The organism is Streptomyces boetiae (assembly GCF_031845405.1).
Taxonomy (GTDB): Bacteria; Actinomycetota; Actinomycetes; order Streptomycetales; family Streptomycetaceae; genus Streptomyces; species Streptomyces boetiae.
On record NZ_JAVREN010000003.1, the window covers coordinates 178,174 to 196,804 of the forward strand.

Consider the following 18,631-nt stretch of genomic DNA (forward strand, 5'->3'; position numbering starts at 1 on the left):
GTGTCGACGCCGTTCTATGTCTCACCCCAGCAAGCCATGGCGGACCGCGCCGAGTATGCCCGCAAGGGCATCGCGCGGGGGCGCAGCCTGGTCGTGCTGCAGTACGCCGACGGCATCGTGTTCGTCGCCGAGAACCCCTCCCGGGCGCTGCACAAGGTGAGCGAGATCTACGACCGGATCGCCTTCGCGGCCACCGGCAAGTACAACGAGTACGAGAGCCTGCGCATCGGCGGCACCCGGTACGCGGACCTGCGGGGCTTCACCTACGACCGCGAGGACGTCACCGCCCGCGGCCTGGCCAACCTCTACGCCCAGACCCTGGGCAACATCTTCTCCAGCGCCGCCGAGAAGCCCTACGAGGTGGAGCTGCTGGTGGCCGAGGTCGGCGAGAGCCCGGCCGACGACGAGATCTACCGCCTGCCGCACGACGGTTCGATCATCGACGAGCACGGCTCGGTCGCGGTCGGGGGGAACTCCGACCAGATCGGCACGTATCTGGACCAGCACCACCGTGACGACCTGAGCCTGGGCGAGGCGCTGCGCCTGGCCGTGGAGTCCCTGACCCGGGACAGCAACGGCTCGGGCGGCGGCGAGCGCGAGCTGAGCGCCGATCAGCTGGAGGTCGCGGTCCTGGACCGGAACCGGCCCCAGACGCGGAAGTTCAAGCGCCTGCTGGGCCGCCGGCTGACGGAGCTGCTGCAGCCGGGCGGTTCCTCCGCGGAGTCCGAGGAGCCGGCCGACGGCGAGTGAGCCGACCCCGCCACGTGCCCCGGAGGCCCACGCCCCCGGGGCACGGCCGCGTCCCGGGAGCATGACACTCCGTCACGGCGCCGCGTCGTCCCAGCCGGCCCGCGGCGGAGCGCGTGTGCCGAGGCGCGCCTGAGCGGGCGGCCTCCGGGCCGTCAGGGGCCGGGCGGCGGGGGAGCCGTGGAGGCGCGGGGGAGAAGGGCGGCGGGGAGGACGGTCGTGGCCGGGGACGTTCCGGCGAGGAGGGCGAGGAGGGCGTGCATGCCCGCCGCGCCCAGGTCCTCGGCGGGGAGGGCGACCGTGGTCAGCTCGGGCTCGACGGCCGTGGCCACGGTCAGGTCGTCGAAGCCGGTCACGGACAGCTCCTCCGGCACCCGCAGGCCCAGCCGCCGGGCGGCCTTGCAGGCGCCCACGGCCAGCAGGTCGTCGTCGCACACCAGGGCCGTGGGCCCCGCCTTCCCGCGCGCGCCCGCCAGGACCCGCTCCGCCGCGCCCAGGCCCCCGCGCACGGTGATCGGCGCGCGCTCGGCCGCCACCAGCCGCGCCCCCGGAACGGCCGCCAGCTCCTCGGCCAGCACCCGGGCGCGGACGCGGAAGGTCCAGGAGTCCACCTCGGCCGCGAGGTGCGCGAAGCGCCGGTGGCCCAGGCCCAGCAGGTGCCGGGCCACCTGGCGCGTGCCGTCGGCGATGTCGGGGTTGACGGTCGCCGTGCCGGGGCCGCGCGGCTCGCTGTCCAGCATCACCAGCGGCAGGCCGCCCTGGCTCAGCGTGGCCAGGCTCTCCGCGGCCATCGAGGAGGCCAGCACCCCGTCCACGGCAGCCCCCGCGGAGGCGAACGGGTCGGGCGCCGGGCCCCGTTCGTCGGGCGGGACGTAGAGCACCACGCCCACGTCCTCCCCGGCCGCGACCCGGGCGGCCCCGGCGTACATCCGCGCGAAGAACTCGTTGGTCAGCGCGGGCACCACCACCAGCGCGGTTCGCGCGCGCCCCAGGCGCAGGCTGCGCGCGGCGAGGTTGGGCCGGTAGCCCAGCTCCGCCACCGCGGCCCGGACCGCCTCGACCCGGGCGGGGGAGACCCGCCCGCGCCAGCGGTCGCGCAGGACGAGGGAGACCGTGGCCTGGGACACCCCCGCGCGCTCGGCGACGTCCCGGCTGGTGGGCCTGGGCCGGATGCTCACGGTGCTCGCCCGACTCCCTCCCCCCGCCCGCGCGGGAGTGTCCTGACACCGGCTTACCGGATCGGGCCATGGTACGTAGAATCGAGGGACGTTATACGTAACACGCGCGGAGGGTGGGCCATGGCCACGGGCTACGGGGAGCTGCTGCGGGCGCCGCACGTGGCGCGGCTGCTGGGCGGCACGCTGCTGGGCAGGCTGCCCTACGGCACCGCGGCCCTGGCCGTCGTGCTCTTCGCCCGCTCCGAGGGCAGCGGCTACACCCTGGCCGGCGTCCTCGCCTCCGTCTACGGCCTGGCCACCGCCGTCGGCCAGCCGCTCCTGGGGCGGATGGTCGACCTCTACGGCCAGGTGCGCGTCATCCTGCCCGCCGCGGTCGTCTCCGCCGTGGCCGTGGGCGCGTTCGCCGCCCTGGGCACCGAGCCGCTGCCCAGGGCCGCCGCCCTGATCCTGGTCGCCGGGCTCACCACCCCGCCGCTTGAGGGCGCCCTGCGCGCCCTGTGGGCGAGCGTGCTCGGCGGCGCCACGCCCGTGCACCGGGCCTACGCGCTGGACGCCGTGGCCCAGGAGGTGATGTTCGCCGGCGGGCCGCTGATCGTCATGCTGCTGGTGGCCCTGTGGTCCGAGGCCGCCGCCCTCCTCGTGGTCAACGCCCTCGGCCTGCTCGGCGCCCTCGCCTTCGTCACCGCCCCTCCCGCCCGCCGGTGGAGGGCGGCCCCGCGCGAGGCGCACTGGCTGGGCGCCCTGCGCTCGCCGGGGCTCCTCGCCCTGCTCGCCTGCTTCTTCTTCGTCGGCCTCGCGCTGGGCGCGATCTCCGTGGCCGCCGTCGCCTACGCCGACGACCGCGGCGACGAACTCGTCGCCACCTGGCTGCTCTCCGCCCTCGGCGCCGGGGCCATGGCCGGCGGCCTGTGCTACGGCGCGCGCCCCTGGGCCGGGCCGCCCGAGCGCCGCCTGCTCGCCCTGGTCGCCCTCCTGGCCGCCGGATACCTGCCGCTGCTGCTCGTGCCCTCCTCCGCGGCCCTGATGACCCTCCTCACGGGTCTGGCCGGGGTCTTTCTCGCCCCGGCCCTGGCCTGCGCCTTCGTCGTCATCGACCGGCACGCCCCGGCCGGGACGGTCACCGAGGCGTTCTCCTGGCTGGTCACCACCTTCGGCGTCGGCGCCGCCGCGGGCACCGCCGCGGTGGGCCCGGTGGTCGAGCGCGGAGGGGACGCGGCCGGCTTCGGCCTCGCGGCGGCCGGGGGGCTGGCCGCGCTGCTGGTCCTGCTGGTCACCCGCCGTGCGCTGGAGCCGCCCCCCGCCCCGCCCGCCCCCGCGCCGGAATCGCAAAATGATCGAAACGCCGCACTGCAACCCGGTTTCAGAACCGGGCATCGGGCGTAATGTTCCCTCATGGATCGCCGAATCTTCGGGCTGGAGAACGAGTACGGAGTCACGTGCACGTTCCGAGGCCAGCGACGGCTGTCCCCGGACGAAGTGGCGCGGTATCTCTTCCGCCGAGTCGTGTCATGGGGCCGCAGCAGCAACGTCTTCCTGCGCAACGGCGCCCGCCTCTACCTGGACGTCGGCTCGCACCCCGAGTACGCAACCCCCGAGTGCGACAACGTGATCGAGCTGATCACGCACGACAAGGCCGGTGAGCGCATCCTGGAGGGCCTCCTGGTCGACGCCGAGCGCCGGCTGCACGAGGAGGGCATCGCCGGCGACGTCTACCTCTTCAAGAACAACACCGACTCCGCGGGCAATTCCTACGGCTGCCACGAGAACTACCTGGTGGCCCGGCACGGCGAGTTCTCCCGCCTGGCGGACGTCCTCATCCCCTTCCTCGTCACCCGCCAGCTCATCTGCGGCGCCGGCAAGGTGCTCCAGACCCCGCGCGGCGCGGTCTTCTGCGTCAGCCAGCGCGCCGAGCACATCTGGGAGGGCGTCTCCTCCGCCACCACCCGCTCGCGCCCGATCATCAACACCCGCGACGAGCCGCACGCCGACGCCGAGCGCTACCGCCGCCTCCACGTCATCGTCGGCGACTCGAACATGTCCGAGACCACGATGCTGCTCAAGGTCGGCGCCACCGACCTGGTCCTGCGGATGATCGAGGCCGGCACCGTCATGCGCGACCTCACCCTGGAGAACCCCATCCGGGCCATCCGCGAGGTCAGCCACGACATCACCGGCCAGCGCCGCGTCCGCCTGGCCACCGGCCGCGAGGCCTCCGCCCTGGAGATCCAGCAGGAGTACTACGAGAAGGCCCTCGACTTCTGCGAGCGCCGCGGCATGCGCACCGGCCTGACCGAGCAGGTCCTGGAGCTGTGGGGCCGCGCCCTGGAGTCCATCCGGGCCGAGGAGCTCGACAAGATCAACACCGAGATCGACTGGGTGATGAAGTACCAGCTCATCGAGCGGTACCGCGCCAAGCACAACCTCACCATGTCGCACCCGCGCGTCGCGCAGATAGACCTCGCCTACCACGACATCCACCGCCGCCGCGGCCTCTACTACCTGCTGGAGCGCCGCGGCCAGGCCCAGCGCGTGTGCAACGACCTGAAGATCTTCCAGGGCAAGTCCGTGCCGCCGCAGACCACCCGCGCGCGGCTGCGCGGCGACTTCATCCGGCGCGCCCAGGAGCAGCGGCGGGACTTCACCGTCGACTGGGTCCACCTGAAGCTCAACGACCAGGCGCAGCGCACCGTGCTGTGCAAGGACCCCTTCCGCTCCGTGGACGAGCGGGTGGAGAAGCTCATCGCCGGCATGTGAGGGCCGCACGGGGGACACGGCGCCCCGGGTTCACAGCTTGAGGTCGTAGGGTGGGGCGGGACCAGCGGGGTCCCGCCCCGGCCGTTGCCTACCGCAAGTTGGACAGATGACCCCCATGACACGTGCGCGCCGCATCGTGGCGGCGCTCGGCGTTTCCACGCTGCTCCTGACCGCCGCGGCCTGCGGCTCCGAGGACGACTCCGGCGAGACCTCGGAGGGCCCGCTGGCCCGCGTCACGGGAGAGCTGGGCCGCTCGCCGGAGATCGAGCTGAACGAGGACGCCAGGGCCGGTGACGAGGCCGTGGCCGACGTGCTCAGCGCGGGCGACGGCGCCGTGATCGAGGAGGGCGACTACCTGCGGGTGGACGTCGTCGGCCAGCTCGCGGAGAACGGCACCCCCCTCCTGGACACCTGGAACGCCGCGGGCGACGACCCCGAGGCTCCCCACCAGCAGGTGATCGTCCAGGCCGGTGTCGACTCCTACATGCGCGCGAACGTGACCCGGCCCCTCATCGGCCTCACCGCGGGCAGCCGCGTCAAGATCGAGGGCCAGGCCGGGGACATGCTCGGCGACGGCATCGCCGACGCGGGCATCGACGCGGAGGACGGCGTCGTGTGGGTCTTCGACCTCGTGGCCGCCTCCCGCGTCGACCCGCACGGCGAGGCGCAGGGCGAGCAGGCCCCCACCGAGGAGGGCCTGCCCGAGGTCGAGGCCGGCGGCGGCGAGGCCGCCACCATCACCGTCCCCGAGGGCCAGGACCCGCCGGAGGAGCTGGCCCAGCAGGTGCTGATCGAGGGCGACGGCGCCGAGGTCGAGGCCGGCCAGGGCGTCGCCGTCCAGTACACGGGCGTGCTGTGGGACGGCGGCGAGCAGTTCGACTCCTCCTGGGACCGCGAGAGCGCCTCCGCCTTCCAGATCGGCACCGGCGCCGTCGTGGACGGCTGGGACGAGGGCCTGGTCGGCAAGCGCGTGGGCGACCGCGTGCTGCTGGTCGTTCCGCCCGACATGGGCTACGGCGACGAGGAGGCCGGGGACGGGGCCATCCCGGCCGGGTCCACCCTCGTCTTCGTCGTGGACATCCTCGCCGCCTTCTGACCCCGCCACGCCCACGGCCCGGGCGCGCGCCCGGGCCTCACCACCGCGCAAGGAGTGTTGTTCCGTGAGCATCGACAAGCCGGAGATCGACTTCCCCGAGGGCGCGCCGCCCGCCGACCTGGAGATCAAGGACATCTGGGAGGGCGACGGGCCGGTGGCCCAGGCAGGGGCGCAGGTCTCCGTCCACTACGTGGGCGTGGCGTTCAGCTCGGGCGAGGAGTTCGACGCCAGCTGGAACCGCGGCACCCCGCTGAGCTTCCAGCTCGGTGCCGGCCAGGTCATCCCCGGCTGGGACCGGGGCGTTCAGGGCATGCGCGTCGGCGGCCGGCGCCGGCTGACCATCCCGCCGCACCTGGCCTACGGCGACGCCGGGGCGGGCGGCGTGATCAAGCCGGGGGAGACCCTGATCTTCGTCTGCGACCTGGTCTCGGCCTGATCCGCCAGGCGGTACGGTAGGCCCATCCCGCACGGGATGGGCCTGCCCGCTTTCCGGGCCGGACCGCCCGGGGCGGCGGCGCCCCCGTCCGGCGCGGGGAGCGACCACACACGCGAGGAAGGGGGGCGGCGCGCCGATGGCGATCGCCAAGGCCGAACGCCTGATGAACCTTGCCCTGTGCCTGCTGGGCTCCGGCCGCCCGCTCAGCAAGCGCGAGCTGCGCACCTCCATCGAGGCGTACATGGAGGTCGGCAGCGAGGACGCCTTCAACCGGATGTTCGAGCGCGACAAGGACGACCTGCGCGAGCTGGGCATGGTCATCGAGACCGTGGAGAGCCTGGAGGGCGAGATCGGCTACGTCGCCCGCCGCGACCGCAACCGGCTGCCCCCCGTCGCGCTGGACGCCGAGGAGGCCGCCGCCCTGGTCCTGGCCGCCCGTGTCTGGCAGCAGGCCCGCCTGGCCGGGGCCGCCAGCGGCGCCCTCCAGAAGCTGCGGGCCGCCGGGATGCCGCTGGCCGAGGAGGAACGCGAGACCTACGCGGCGCTGGAGCCGCGGGTCCCGGCCGGCGAGGCCGCGTTCGAGCCGCTGATGATCGCCTGCCGGGACCGGCGTCCGGTCACCTTCGACTACCGCAAGTCCAACGCCGTGCGCCCCGAGACCCGGCAGGTCGAGCCCTGGGCCCTGGAGTGCTGGCGCGGTCACTGGTACCTGGCCGGCTTCGACCGCGACCGGGGCGCCGAGCGGGTCTTCCGCCTCTCCCGGATCACCGGCCGCGTCAGGTCCAGGGCGGGGGCGTTCACCGTGCCCGTCCCCGGGCAGGTCGCGGTGCGCGAGAGCGTGGAGCGCTTCGCCGGGGAGAACGCCACCGCGCAGGCCCGCATCCGGCTTCGGACCGGCTCGGGGTACCCGCTGCGCGCACGGGCCACCTCCACCGCGCGCCACGACGCCGAGTGGGACGAGCTGGAGATCCCCTACGGGCACGGACTCGACGCCTGGCTGGCCGAGTTCGGCCCCGACGTGATCGTGCTGGGGCCAGCCGAGCTGCGGGCCGACGTGATGGAGCGGCTGCGCGCGGTCGCCAAGGGCTGAGCGGCCGGCGCGGGGGAGCGGGGCCGGGAGCGGCCGGCGGCCCACAGGACGGACGAGGAGAAGAGAGGCAGTCATGGCGACCACCGCCATCGACCGGACGCGGCGGATGCTGTCCCTGGTGACGTATCTGCGGGAGCGGCCGGGCGCCCGGGTGAACGAGGTGGCGCGGGCGTTCGGCATCAGCGAGGCGGAGCTGATCTCCGACCTGAACGTGCTGCCGATGTGCGGCACCAGTTTCCGCGGCGGCGACCTGCTGGACATCGACACCGACGGCGAGCACATCTGGTGGCACAACGCCGAGGCCGTCGGCTCCGAGGCCGGGCGCCCGCTGCGGCTGGCCGCGGACGAGGCCACCGCGCTGCTGGTCGCCGCCCGCGCCGTGGCCACCCTGCCCGGCCTGCGGGACGGGGACCGCGACGCCCTGCTGCGGGCCACCGCCAAGCTGGAGGCCGCGGCCGGGGAGGCCGCCGGGGCCAGCTCCCGGCTCTCGGTGACCTTCGAGGCCGAGGGCGGCGTCTTCGCCGACGTGGACCGGGCCATCACCGAACGCCGCCGGCTGCGCATCCAGTACTACTCGCCCGGCCGGGACGAGCTGACCGACCGCGAGATCGACCCGATCCGCCTCTTCGCCGTGGGCCACACCTACGTCGAGGCCTGGTGCCGCAGGTCGGAGGCGCGGCGGACGTTCCGGCTCGACCGGGTCGCGCGGATCGAGCTGCTGGACACCCCCTCCGACCCGCCGCCCGTGGAGCCCCGCGACCTGAGCGAGGGCCTGGTCCAGCCCGCCCCCACCGACCCCGAGGTGGTCATCGAGGTGGGCCCGGGCGGCCGTTGGGTCGCGGAGTACTACCCGCACGACGCGGCCGAGGAGCTTCCCGACGGCGGGCTGCGGGTGACGCTGCGCACCCCGGATCCGGCGACCCTGCGGCGCCTGGCGCTGCGGCTGGGCGGGGACGGGCGCATCGTCGCCCCGGCGGAGCTGGCCGACAGCGCGCGGGAGGCGGCCCGCGCCGCCCTGGAGAGGTACGAGGAGCCGGTGTGATGTCCTGGGCGATGCTGCAGCTGGCGCTCGCGGCTGCGGGGGTCGCGGTCCTGGGCGTCCTGGCCGTGCGCGTGGGCCTGGAGGTGCGGCGCTTCGCGCGGGCCGTGGGCGACAGCGCGGAGCGGATCGGGCGGGCCGTGGAGGACCTGGAACGCTCGGCCTCCCCCCTCGCCTCCCGCGGCGGGGAGTGGCGCCGGGCATACGGCGGACACCAAAGGGAAGAATAGGCGGACGCGAAGTCATTGCCTGGTGTTCACTCGTGAGCGTTAGGATTGCACTCCGTGCGGGGCCGGGATTGTCCGGGGCCGGCACGGCAGGCAGAGCATCTTGATGAGAGGCTGGACGATCGAAATGGGCTCTTTCTCAGCTTGGCACCTGCTCCTCGTGGCCCTCGTCGTGATTGTCGTCTTCGGATCCAAGCGCCTGCCGGACACGGCCCGCGCGCTCGGCAAGTCCATGCGCATCCTCAAGAGCGAGACAGCCGCGATGAAGCAGGAGAGCGGCCAGAACGCCGCTCCCCAGGACGCCGGCGCCGCCGCCCCGGCGCAGCGGACCATCCAGTCCGCCCCGGGCGACACCGCCGGCGCCCGCCCCGTCGAGGAGCCGGAGCCGCGGCGCACCGCCCAGGGCTGACCCGCGCGCCGTTCCGGAATCTGTGAGGAAGGCGGCCGGAGGCGCACTCCGGCCGCACTGCGAGACGAGGACGTGGGGTGGCCAGAGCCACGCGCAAGAACGCGAAGGACCCAGAGGGCCGCATGCCCCTCACCGAGCACCTCCGGGAGCTGCGCAACCGGCTGGCCATCTCGGTGGCCGCGGTGCTGGTGATCACCATCGGGGCGATGTTCTTCGCGAGGGACATCATGGAGTTCCTCATCGACCCCGTGCCGGTGTGCGGTGAGGAGGGCCGGGAGACCCGCTGCGCCACGGTGAACCAGCAGGGCATCACCTCGCCCTTCGCCACCTACTTCCGGGTGTCCCTGCTGGTGGGCATGGTGGCGGCGGCCCCCGTCTGGCTGTACCAGGCGTGGGCCTTCGTGGCGCCGGGCCTGCACAAGCACGAGAAGAAGTACTCCCGGGCCGTCGTCGGCGTCGGCGTGCCGCTCTTCGTCGGCGGCGTGGCGTTCGCCTACTGGCTGCTGCCCCGGGCGATCCCCGTGCTGCTGGGCTTCAGCGCCGACGAGGTGACGAACTTCGTCTCCGTCGAGGAGATCCTCGACCTGACCGTCCGGATGGCGCTGGCCTTCGGCCTCTCCTTCGAGCTGCCGCTGCTGCTGGTCCTGCTCAACATGGGCGGCCTCGTCTCGGGCAAGCGGATGCTCAGCTGGTGGCGGTGGATGGTGGTCGGCATCGCCGTCTTCGCGGCGGCGATCACCCCGACCGACATGATGTCGATGGTCGCCCTCCAGGTGCCCGTGACCGGCCTGTACTTCATCGCCTGCGGCATCGCGGTGCTCAACGACCGCCGCAGGGGCCGTTCCGACCCGGACCGGGACCTGGACGACGACGAGGCCTCGGACCTGGACCTCACCCCCTCGGTGATCGAGCCGGCGCCCCCCGTGAGCACCTCCTCCCTCGACGACGCGACCTGAGCCGCCGCGGCCGTCCGCCCTCCCCGGCCCGGGTACGCCGGGGGCGGGCGATCACGGCCGCGCGCGGTCCACGGCCGGTAGGCTCGTAGACACAATGACCGAGCACATGTCCCCCGCCGAGCGGTACGCCGCCGCGCGGCGGCGCAGCGCCGAGCACACCTCTGCGCTCGCCCCCTTCCGCGAGCTGTACGACTTCGGGCTCGACGCGTTCCAGGTCGAGGCCTGCCAGGCCCTGGAGGCCGGGAAGGGCGTGCTGGTCGCCGCCCCGACCGGGTCGGGCAAGACGATCGTGGGCGAGTTCGCCGTCCACCTGGCCCTGGAGCAGGGCCGCAAGTGCTTCTACACCACGCCCATCAAGGCGCTGTCCAACCAGAAGTACGCCGACCTCGCCAGGCGCTACGGCGCCGCCCGCGTCGGGCTGCTGACGGGCGACAACAGCGTCAACTCCGACGCTCCCGTGGTCGTGATGACCACCGAGGTGCTGCGGAACATGCTCTACGCCGGCTCCCAGGCGCTGCTGGGCCTGGGCTACGTGGTGATGGACGAGGTGCACTACCTCTCCGACCGCTTCCGCGGCGCCGTCTGGGAGGAGGTGATCATCCACCTCCCGGAGTCCGTCACGCTGGTCTCGCTGTCCGCGACCGTCTCCAACGCCGAGGAGTTCGGCGACTGGCTGGACACCGTCCGCGGGGACACCGAGGTGATCGTCTCCGAGCACCGGCCGGTCCCGCTGTGGCAGCACGTGCTGGCCGGGCGGCGGATGTTCGACCTCTTCGAGGAGAGCGGCGAGAAGCGGGAGGTCAACCCCGACCTGCTCCGGCTGGCCCAGCGGGAGAACGCCCGCCCGCTCACCGCCCGCGACCGCTACCGGCAGGGCCGGGACCGCAAGCGGGCCGCCGACCGGGAGCGGGAGCGGCGTCAGCGGGCCCGCACCTACACGCCCAGCCGCGCCGAGGTCATCGACCGGCTGGACGCCGAGGGGCTGCTGCCCGCGATCACCTTCATCTTCAGCCGCGCCGGCTGCGAGGCCGCCGTCCAGCAGTGCCTGCACGCGGGCCTGCGGCTGAACGACGCGCCCGCCCGCGCCCGGGTGCGGGAGATCGTGGAGGAGCGCACCGCGGCCATCCCGCGGGAGGACCTGCACGTCCTGGGCTACTTCGAGTGGCTGGAGGGCCTGGAGCGGGGGATCGCCGCGCACCACGCGGGCATGCTGCCGACGTTCAAGGAGGTCGTCGAGGAGCTGTTCGTGCGCGGGCTGGTCAAGGCGGTCTTCGCCACCGAGACCCTGGCCCTGGGCATCAACATGCCCGCCCGCTCGGTGGTGCTGGAGAAGCTGGTGAAGTGGAACGGCGAGCAGCACGCCGACATCACCCCCGGCGAGTACACCCAGCTCACGGGCCGCGCCGGGCGGCGCGGCATCGACATCGAGGGCCACGCCGTGGTGCTGTGGCAGGGCGGCATGGACCCGGCGGCCGTGGCCGGCCTGGCGGGGGCGCGCACCTACCCGCTGCGCTCCTCGTTCAAGCCCTCCTACAACATGGCGGTCAACCTGGTCGCGCAGTTCGGGCGGCACCGCTCGCGCGAGCTGCTGGAGACCTCCTTCGCGCAGTTCCAGGCCGACCGCTCGGTGGTCGGGATCTCCCGGCAGGTGCAGCGCAACGAGTCGGGCCTCGAGGGGTACCGGGAGGCGATGACCTGTCACCTGGGTGACTTCACGGAGTACGCCGGGCTGCGGCGGAAGCTGAAGGACCGGGAGCAGGAGCTGGCCCGGGAGGGCGTGGCGCAGCGGCGGGCCGCCGCGCACACCGCGCTGGAGCAGTTGCGGCCCGGGGACATCATCCACGTGCCCACCGGCAAGTTCGCCGGCCTGGCGCTGGTCCTCGACCCCGGGCTCGCGGCGGGGCGCAGCACGGGCTTCCGCGGGCACGACCACCACGACGGGCCGCGCCCGCTGGTGCTCACCGAGCAGCGGCAGGTCAAGCGGCTGGCCGCGATGGACTTCCCCGTGCCGGTGGAGCCGCTGGACCGGATGCGGATTCCCCGGTCGTTCAACCCGCGCAGCCCCCAGTCCCGGCGGGACCTGGCCTCGGCGCTGCGCTCCAAGGCCGGGACCGCCCAAAGGGAAGGGGGGGTTCCCCGCAAGCATCGTGGGCGGGGCGGGCCGGCCACGGACGACCCGGAGATCGCGCGGCTGCGCGCGGCGATCCGCGCGCACCCCTGCCACGGCTGTGACGAGCGCGAGGATCACGCGCGCTGGGCCGAGCGCCACGACCGGCTGACGCGGGACACCCGGCAGCTCCAGCGGCGGATCGAGGGCCGGACGAACACCATCGCCCGCACCTTCGACCAGGTCGCCGCCCTGCTGACCGAGCTGGAGTACCTGCGGGGCGACGAGGTCACCGAGCACGGCAGGCGCCTGGCCCGGCTCTACGGCGAGCTGGACCTGCTGGCCAGCGAGTGCCTGCGGGACGGCGTCTGGGAGGGCCTGGGCCCGGCGGAGCTGGCCGCCTGCGCCTCGGCGCTTGTGTACGAGGCGCGCTCGGCCGACGACGCGCCCGCGCCGGAGGTGCCGGGCGGGCAGGCGCGGCGGGCGCTGGGCGAGATGGTGCGGATCTGGGGGCGCCTGGACGCCCTGGAGGAGCAGCACCGGATCAACCAGGCCACCGGGGTGGGCCAGCGCGAGCCGGACCTGGGCTTCGCCTGGCCGGCGTACCGGTGGGCGCAGGGCCACGGGCTGGACGAGGTGCTGCGGGACGCGGACATGCCGGCCGGGGACTTCGTGCGCTGGTGCAAGCAGGTCGTCGACGTGCTGGGGCAGATCGCCGCCGCCGCGCCGGGGGAGGGGACGGTGGCCACCAACGCCAGGAAGGCCGTGGACCGGATGCTGCGGGGCGTGGTGGCGTACAGCTCGCTGGGCTGAGGGCGTTCCCCCCGGGCGGCGGCCTCTGCCGCCGCCCGGGGCTCAGCCGCCGAGCGCGGCGCGGGCCCGGCGCAGCGAGCCGCCCAGGCCCCAGCGGGCGTCCAAGGCGTCCAGCGCGGCGGGGTCGCGCGGCGCCTTCGGCAGCGCCGGGTCGGCCTCCGGCAGGGGAACGTCCGCGGCGACCCGGACCACGCGGGGGGCCACCGCCAGGTAGGGCCGGGCCTCCTCCAGACGCTTGCGCTGGGCCGGGGTGAAGGTGGGGTCCCCGGCGTCCAGGGCGGCCAGGATGCCCTCCAGGTCGCCGTGGCGCTCCAGCAGGCGGGCGGCGGTCTTCTCGCCGATGCCGGGAACGCCGGGCAGCCCGTCGCTCGGGTCCCCGCGCAGCAGGGCGAGATCCGCGTAACCCGGGCCGTTCACCCCGTACTTGGCGCGCAGCGCGGCCTCGTCGAAGGCCGCCAGGTTCCCCATGCCCTTGACCGGGTAGAGCACGCGGACGCCGCGGGCGTCGTCGATCAGCTGGAAGAGGTCGCGGTCGCCCGTGACGATGTCCACCGGGCCGCGGGCGCGGGCGGTGAGGGTGCCGATGACGTCGTCCGCCTCGTACCCGGGGGAGCCCAGGCGCAGGACGCCGAGCGCGTCGAGCACCGCCTCGATGACCGGGACCTGGGGCGTGAGGGTGTCGGGCACGGTCTCGGTGTCCGGGCCCTCGTGGGCGGCCTCGGCCACCCGGTGCGCCTTGTAGGTGGGGATCAGCTCGACCCGCCAGGCCGGGCGCCAGTCCTCGTCCACGCAGGCCACGAGGTCGTCGGGGCGGTGGTCGGCGATGAGGCGGGCCAGGAAGTCGAGCAGGCCGCGCACGGCGTTCACCGGCGTGCCGTCGGGGGCGCGCACGGACTCGGGGACGCCGAAGTAGGCGCGGAAGTACAGCGACGCGGTGTCGAGGAGCATCAGTCGTCGGGTCACACCCGGATCATGCCGCACGGGGCTGACAGGGCCGGGGCGGTGCGGCTCCCGGCGCGGGGTCCCGGGCCGCCGGAAAGTCGTTTGGTAAGCTAAATATTGACGCGTCCTTGACGTGGCCTTTACCCGTCAGCCCGCAGCCGAGAAGGGGAGACCACCCGCTCCATGGGACACGCCGACACTCTGCTCGCCATGGGCGGCGCCTTCGTCGCCGCCGCCGTCCTCGCCCGCCTCGGAGGCCGCATCGGCCTGCCGACCATCCCGCTGTTCATCCTGGCCGGCATTCTGCTCGGCCCCCACACGCCCGGCTACGTCCTGCTGGAGGACCCGCACGACCTGGAGATGCTCTCGGCGCTCGGCCTGGTCCTGCTGCTCTTCTACCTCGGCCTCGAATTCCACATGGAGGACCTGCGTACCGGCGGCCGGAAGATGATCGTCGCCGGCTCGCTGTACCTGGTGCTCAACGTCGGGGCGGGGCTGGCGTTCGGCTTCGGCCTGGGCTGGGGCACCGAGGAGGCGCTGGTCCTGGCGGGCGTGCTCGGCATCTCCTCCTCGGCCATCGTCACCAAGGTCCTGGTGGACCTGGGGCGCATCGGGAACCCGGAGACCCGGCCCATCCTGGGCATCATCGTGGTCGAGGACATCTTCCTCGCCCTCTACCTGGCGGCCCTCCAGCCGGTGCTCTCCGGCGCCGACGGCCTGGGCGCGATGGCCGCCGACATGGCCAAGGCCTTCGGCTTCCTGGTGGCGCTGGCCCTGCTGGCGCGGTTCGGCACCCGGGTCATCGGCCGGCTCTTCGCGATCAAGGACGACGAGCTGCTGGTCATCTCCTTCCTCGGCGCGGCCGTGTTCGTCTCCGGCGTGGCCGAGCGGTTCGGGGTCGCCGACGCCATCGCCGCCTTCATGGTCGGCCTGATCCTGGGCAACACCGGGGCGGGGGAGCGCATCCGGGAGCTGGTGCACCCGCTGCGGGACGCCTTCGCGGCCATCTTCTTCTTCGGCTTCGGGCTGTCCATCGACCCGGGCGACCTGCGGGCCGTGGTCGGGCCCGTGCTGATCGCGCTGGCCATCACCGTCGCGATGAACCTGCTGGCCGGGCTGATCACCGCGCGGGTCTACGGATTCGGGCCCGCGCCCACGGCGAACGTCGCCACCACGCTGCTGGCGCGCGGGGAGTTCGCCCTGATCCTGGCCACGATGGCGGCGGCGGCCGGGCTGGACGCGCGGCTCTCGCCGTTCATCGCGGGCTACGTGCTGGTGCTCGCCGTGGTCGCCCCGCTGGTCGCCGGGCGCTCCCACTGGCTGGCCCGCATCCTGCCCGGCGGGCCGCCGGAGGCCGCCCGGGCGTGAGGGGCGCCCGGCCGGGGAGGCCGGCGGCAGATTCGGCGCATACGCGACCCCTCTTCAGCCTGCCGACGCCTGGTCGGCGCGCCGCCGCTGTGAGAGGTTCACCGGGTGAGCCTCACGACGCCCCCCGGCTGGTACCCGGACCCCGTCGGCCCGGCCGACGGCCTGGCTGCGGAGCGGTATTGGGACGGGACGGCGTGGACCGGGCACACCCGGACCGCCGCTCCGGGGGCCGCGCGCGCCGCCACGCTCCCGGACGCCGGCGCGTGGCCGCACGCCCCGGGCTCGCCCGCCTCCCCCTACGCCCCCGCGCCCGCGCCGCCGCCCCGGCTGAGCGGCGGGCGGCGGCGCGCCCTGGTCGCCGGGCTCGTCGCCGTCGCCGTCCTGCTCGCCGCCGTGATGGCCGGCGGACTGATCCTGCTGGCCGGGGACGGCGACCGGGACGCCCGGGACCGGGCCGGGAGCGGCCCGACGGACGCCGCCGCGGAGAGCGGCCCCGACGGCCAGGCGCCGCGCGAGCGGGAGGACCCCGAGGACCCCGGGGACGGCATGCCGACGCCCGGCGAGAGCGGCCCTGCGGGCCGCGAGCCCCTCACCGCCGCCCGGGCCGGCGGCGTCGCCCTGCCCGTGCCCGGGGGCTGGCGCGAGAGCGCGCTGCCCGGCGGCGTCGCCGTCCTGGCCGGCTCCTACCCCTGCCCCGCCCAGCCCGCGCTGGACTGCGTGAACGGCAGCGCCTTCCTCACCGTGATCCCCGGCCTCGGCTCCGTCCCGCCCGAGGAGTACGCCCGCGGCGACCTCGCCGCCAACGAGGCCGAGTCCTACGACGCCACCGCCTACGGCTCCCTCACCGGGCGGCGCCAGATCCTCGCCGAGACCGTCACCGTGGCCGGACGGCCGGGCTACCGCGTGCGTTCCCGCGTCGAGACCGGCTCCGGCGTGGCCGCCTTCGTGGAGTCCGTCGCCTTCCCCGCCCCCGACGGCTCGGGCGACCTGATGCTGCTGCGCCTCGGCCTGGACGAGGGCAGCGGCCCGACCACGGCCGACCTGGACCGGATCGTGGCCGGAGCGGGCGCCGTATCCGCCGGGCCAGGTACCGAAGTCTGAGGTGACGCACGTAAAGTGACGGCAGTCGGGCGTGATCAGCGGGGCATCGGGCGGCCGGGGAGCGTGGGGATGAACACCGAGCAGGGGCCGCGCCGTTCGGCCGTACAGTCCGCCGGGCCCGCCCACGCCGAGCAGACCACGCCGCCCAAGCCGCCGGCCCCGCCGCGGCCCACCGCGCCCCCGCGCCCGCCCCGCCCGCCGTCCGCCTCCTGGCGGCTGGCCGGCCCCGGGCCCGCCGCCGTCTCGGCCGCCGCCCGGCCCGCGCCCGCGCGCCCGGCCGCGCCCCCGCCGCCCGCCGCCCCTCCCGTCCCCGCCACGCCGCCTCCGCCCGCGCGCGCACCGGGGCGCGCGCTCCGGGCGTTCCTGCGCCGCGTCCCCGCCCGCCTCCTCGGGGCCGTGGTCAGCGCGGTCCTGGGCACCGGCCTGCTGGGCGGCGCAGCCGCCGGGACCTGGCTGGCCGACGGCGGGGACGACCGCACGGCCGAGCAAGTGGCGTTCGCGGAGGGCAGGTTCCTGTGGCGGGACGTTCCCGTGGACGACCTCTTCCCGCCCGAGCTGAGTGCCGAGGACGCCGGGCCCGGCGGCGCCCCCCGGCGCTGGATACGCGTGGCGGTCGCCCCCGACAGCGGCTGCCGCGGCGGGTTCGACCCGCTGCTCACCGAGGTGCTCGCCCCCGTCGGCTGCGAACGCCTGGTCCGCGCCACCTACACCGACGACACCCAGAGCGCGGTGACCACCGTCGGCCTGCTCTTCGCGGAGGCCGAGGCCGCGGGCATGGAGGCCCTCGCCGACCGCCTCGACGAGGAGGGCCTGGACACCCGCACCGACCTGCTGCCCCGCACCCTCCCCGCCCCCGGAACGCCCGCGGCCGGCTTCCGGGACGAGCAGCGCGCCTCCTGGACCATCGGCGTCGTGGATGGCCTGCCCGTCGTGGCCTACGCCGTCACCGGCTTCGCGGACGGCCGGCCCGCCGGGGACCCCGAGCCCGCCGCCGCGGCCACCGCCGACGGCGCCGACAGCACCGCCGCCCTCGCCGGGCTCGGCCACGACGCCGCGGGGGTGGCCGAGGCCGTGCGCGACGGGCTCCGCGAGGCATCCGACCGCGCCGCCCGCGAACGGGAGGACCGATGAACCGCCGCGCCCCGCACCGCCGTTCACCCCTGCGCCGCCCCGCCGGCCTGCTCGCCGCCGCGCTGACCGGCGCCGCCCTGCTGGTGCCCGCCGCCCCCGCGAGCGCCGACGTGATACGCGACCAGCAGCGCTGGGCCCTGGACGCCATCAACGCCCCGCAAGCCTGGGAGACCACGCGCGGCGAGGGCGTCACCGTGGCCGTCCTCGACACCGGCGTGGACGCCACCCACCCCGACCTGGCCGGGGCCGTCCTGGAGGGCCGCGACTTCGTCGGCATGGGCGCCGGACCCGGCGACCCGCAGTGGGCCGCGCACGGCACCGCCATGGCCGGGATCATCGCCGGCCGCGGCCACGGCACCGACCGCTCCTCCGGCATCATCGGCGTCGCCCCCGAGTCCACCGTCCTGCCCGTGCGGGTGCTGCTGGAGGACGACGACCCGGCCCGCGACGAGGCCCGGGAGGCGCGCGCCGGGGCGCTCGCCTCCGCCATCCGCTGGGCCACCGACCAGGGCGCCCGCGTCATCAACCTCTCCCTCGGCGACGACAGCGAGTCCGCCCAGCCCGACCCCCAGGAGGACGCCGCCGTCCGCTATGCCCTCGAACGCGGCGTGGTCGTCGTCGCCTCCGCGGGCAACGGCGGCGAGAACGGCGACCCCGTCTCCTACCCCGCCGGCTACCCCGGCGTCATCGCCGTCACCGCCGTGGACCGCGGCGGCAGCCCCGCCGAGTTCTCCACCCGCCGCTGGTACGCCACCGTCAGCGCCCCCGGCAAGGACGTCATCGTCGCCGACCCCGACCGCGAGTACTACGCGGGCTGGGGAACGTCCGCCGCCGCCGCGTTCGTCTCCGGCTCCGCCGCCCTGCTGCTCGCCGCCCACCCCGACCTCAGCCCCGCCCAGGTACGGACCCTGCTGACCTCCACCGCCCAGGACCCGCCGCGCGGCGGGCGCAGCGACGCGCTCGGCAGCGGCCTGGTCGACCCGGCGGCGGCGATCGAGGCCGCCACGGACGTGGAGGGGGAGCTGCTGACGCCGGGCGCGGGGCCGTACGCCGAGACCTACTTCGGGGAGGGCCCCCGCCCCGGGGACGGCGGCTCGGGCCCCCTGGTCTGGCTCGCGCCCGCGGCCGGGGCCGCCGGGGTGCTGCTGCTGGGCGCGGCCGTCGCCCTCTTCGCCCGCCACCGCGGCCCGTTTCCGGCGCGGGCCGTCCCCTGGCGGTCGTGAAGGCGTGACCGCCC

Annotated in this window: 17 protein-coding genes; 15 read left to right on the plus strand and 2 right to left on the minus strand. The window is 75.2% G+C overall.

The genetic code is table 11. The features are described from left to right. Positions 1–750 carry a proteasome subunit alpha gene (prcA, locus tag RM780_RS03175; protein WP_311628877.1) on the plus strand — a complete coding sequence of 250 codons (750 nt, stop codon included), beginning with the start codon at positions 1–3 and terminating at the stop codon, positions 748–750. A gap of 152 nt (positions 751–902) precedes the next feature. Here the strand turns inward: prcA and RM780_RS03180 are convergent, their stop codons facing one another. Beyond that, positions 903–1,925, minus strand: coding sequence for a LacI family DNA-binding transcriptional regulator (locus RM780_RS03180; RefSeq protein ID WP_311628878.1), 1,023 nt, complete (start codon positions 1,923–1,925; stop codon positions 903–905). A gap of 120 nt (positions 1,926–2,045) precedes the next feature. On the opposite strand from RM780_RS03180, the gene RM780_RS03185 reads away from it, so the two are divergent. From RM780_RS03185 to RM780_RS03230, 10 genes are all read left to right on the plus strand, one after another. Beyond that, complete coding sequence (locus RM780_RS03185) at positions 2,046–3,308, plus strand: MFS transporter (protein ID WP_311628879.1); 1,263 nt, start codon at positions 2,046–2,048, stop codon at positions 3,306–3,308. A 9-nt stretch (positions 3,309–3,317) separates the two neighbouring features. Then, positions 3,318–4,679, plus strand: coding sequence for a Pup--protein ligase (pafA, locus tag RM780_RS03190; RefSeq protein ID WP_311628880.1), 1,362 nt, complete (start codon positions 3,318–3,320; stop codon positions 4,677–4,679). A gap of 115 nt (positions 4,680–4,794) precedes the next feature. After that, positions 4,795–5,775 (plus strand): FKBP-type peptidyl-prolyl cis-trans isomerase, encoded by a 981-nt coding sequence (locus RM780_RS03195; protein ID WP_311628881.1) that lies wholly within the window; start codon positions 4,795–4,797, stop codon positions 5,773–5,775. A gap of 64 nt (positions 5,776–5,839) precedes the next feature. Then, entirely contained in the window at positions 5,840–6,211 is a 372-nt protein-coding gene (locus tag RM780_RS03200) for an FKBP-type peptidyl-prolyl cis-trans isomerase (protein WP_311628882.1), read from the plus strand. Positions 6,212–6,347: 136 nt separating this feature from the next. Next, positions 6,348–7,301, plus strand: a complete 954-nt coding sequence (locus RM780_RS03205; protein WP_311628883.1) for a helix-turn-helix transcriptional regulator — start codon at positions 6,348–6,350, stop codon at positions 7,299–7,301. Between the two features lie 73 nt (positions 7,302–7,374). After that, positions 7,375–8,343 (plus strand): helix-turn-helix transcriptional regulator, encoded by a 969-nt coding sequence (locus RM780_RS03210; RefSeq protein ID WP_311628885.1) that lies wholly within the window; start codon positions 7,375–7,377, stop codon positions 8,341–8,343. Beyond that, positions 8,343–8,570: a hypothetical protein gene (locus RM780_RS03215; protein ID WP_311628886.1), complete on the plus strand. Its 228-nt coding sequence runs from the start codon at positions 8,343–8,345 to the stop codon at positions 8,568–8,570. The genes RM780_RS03210 and RM780_RS03215 overlap by 1 nt, the downstream gene beginning before the upstream one ends. 124 nt (positions 8,571–8,694) lie before the next feature. Beyond that, the gene (gene tatA, locus RM780_RS03220; protein ID WP_311628887.1) at positions 8,695–8,976 is read left to right on the plus strand and encodes a Sec-independent protein translocase subunit TatA; all 282 of its coding nucleotides are present in this window, start codon (positions 8,695–8,697) and stop codon (positions 8,974–8,976) included. Between the two features lie 122 nt (positions 8,977–9,098). Further along, a complete protein-coding gene (tatC, locus tag RM780_RS03225) occupies positions 9,099–9,932 on the plus strand; it encodes a twin-arginine translocase subunit TatC (protein WP_311628888.1) in 834 nt (277 codons plus the stop codon). Between the two features lie 94 nt (positions 9,933–10,026). Continuing rightward, complete coding sequence (locus tag RM780_RS03230; protein ID WP_311628889.1) at positions 10,027–12,852, plus strand: DEAD/DEAH box helicase; 2,826 nt, start codon at positions 10,027–10,029, stop codon at positions 12,850–12,852. A gap of 42 nt (positions 12,853–12,894) precedes the next feature. Here the strand turns inward: RM780_RS03230 and RM780_RS03235 are convergent, their stop codons facing one another. Beyond that, positions 12,895–13,800, minus strand: a complete 906-nt coding sequence (locus RM780_RS03235) for a 5'-3' exonuclease (RefSeq protein ID WP_311628943.1) — start codon at positions 13,798–13,800, stop codon at positions 12,895–12,897. Between the two features lie 204 nt (positions 13,801–14,004). Here RM780_RS03235 and RM780_RS03240 point away from each other — a divergent pair, with 204 nt between their 5' ends. From RM780_RS03240 to mycP, 4 genes are all read left to right on the plus strand, one after another. Next, on the plus strand, positions 14,005–15,162 hold the full coding sequence (locus RM780_RS03240; RefSeq protein ID WP_311628944.1) for a cation:proton antiporter: 1,158 nt from the start codon (positions 14,005–14,007) through the stop codon (positions 15,160–15,162). Positions 15,163–15,267: 105 nt separating this feature from the next. Further along, the gene (locus RM780_RS03245) at positions 15,268–16,263 is read left to right on the plus strand and encodes a DUF2510 domain-containing protein (RefSeq protein WP_311628890.1); all 996 of its coding nucleotides are present in this window, start codon (positions 15,268–15,270) and stop codon (positions 16,261–16,263) included. 69 nt (positions 16,264–16,332) lie between these two features. Further along, positions 16,333–17,394 carry a hypothetical protein gene (locus RM780_RS03250; RefSeq protein WP_311628891.1) on the plus strand — a complete coding sequence of 354 codons (1,062 nt, stop codon included), beginning with the start codon at positions 16,333–16,335 and terminating at the stop codon, positions 17,392–17,394. Continuing rightward, positions 17,391–18,617 (plus strand): type VII secretion-associated serine protease mycosin, encoded by a 1,227-nt coding sequence (gene mycP, locus RM780_RS03255; protein ID WP_311628892.1) that lies wholly within the window; start codon positions 17,391–17,393, stop codon positions 18,615–18,617. Before RM780_RS03250 ends, mycP begins: the two co-directional genes overlap by 4 nt. Positions 18,618–18,631: the final 14 nt, after the last annotated feature.

Coding starts and splice junctions, on each gene's coding strand:
- RM780_RS03185 (WP_311628879.1), top strand. CDS start 2,046: ATGGCCACGGGCTACGGGGAGCTGCTGCGGGCGCCGCACGTGGCGCGG.
- pafA (WP_311628880.1), top strand. CDS start 3,318: ATGGATCGCCGAATCTTCGGGCTGGAGAACGAGTACGGAGTCACGTGC.
- RM780_RS03195 (WP_311628881.1), top strand. CDS start 4,795: ATGACACGTGCGCGCCGCATCGTGGCGGCGCTCGGCGTTTCCACGCTG.
- RM780_RS03205 (WP_311628883.1), top strand. CDS start 6,348: ATGGCGATCGCCAAGGCCGAACGCCTGATGAACCTTGCCCTGTGCCTG.
- RM780_RS03210 (WP_311628885.1), top strand. CDS start 7,375: ATGGCGACCACCGCCATCGACCGGACGCGGCGGATGCTGTCCCTGGTG.
- RM780_RS03215 (WP_311628886.1), top strand. CDS start 8,343: ATGTCCTGGGCGATGCTGCAGCTGGCGCTCGCGGCTGCGGGGGTCGCG.
- tatA (WP_311628887.1), top strand. CDS start 8,695: ATGGGCTCTTTCTCAGCTTGGCACCTGCTCCTCGTGGCCCTCGTCGTG.
- tatC (WP_311628888.1), top strand. CDS start 9,099: ATGCCCCTCACCGAGCACCTCCGGGAGCTGCGCAACCGGCTGGCCATC.
- RM780_RS03230 (WP_311628889.1), top strand. CDS start 10,027: ATGACCGAGCACATGTCCCCCGCCGAGCGGTACGCCGCCGCGCGGCGG.
- RM780_RS03235 (WP_311628943.1), bottom strand. CDS start 13,800: ATGCTCCTCGACACCGCGTCGCTGTACTTCCGCGCCTACTTCGGCGTC.
- RM780_RS03240 (WP_311628944.1), top strand. CDS start 14,005: ATGGGCGGCGCCTTCGTCGCCGCCGCCGTCCTCGCCCGCCTCGGAGGC.
- RM780_RS03250 (WP_311628891.1), top strand. CDS start 16,333: ATGAACACCGAGCAGGGGCCGCGCCGTTCGGCCGTACAGTCCGCCGGG.
- mycP (WP_311628892.1), top strand. CDS start 17,391: ATGAACCGCCGCGCCCCGCACCGCCGTTCACCCCTGCGCCGCCCCGCC.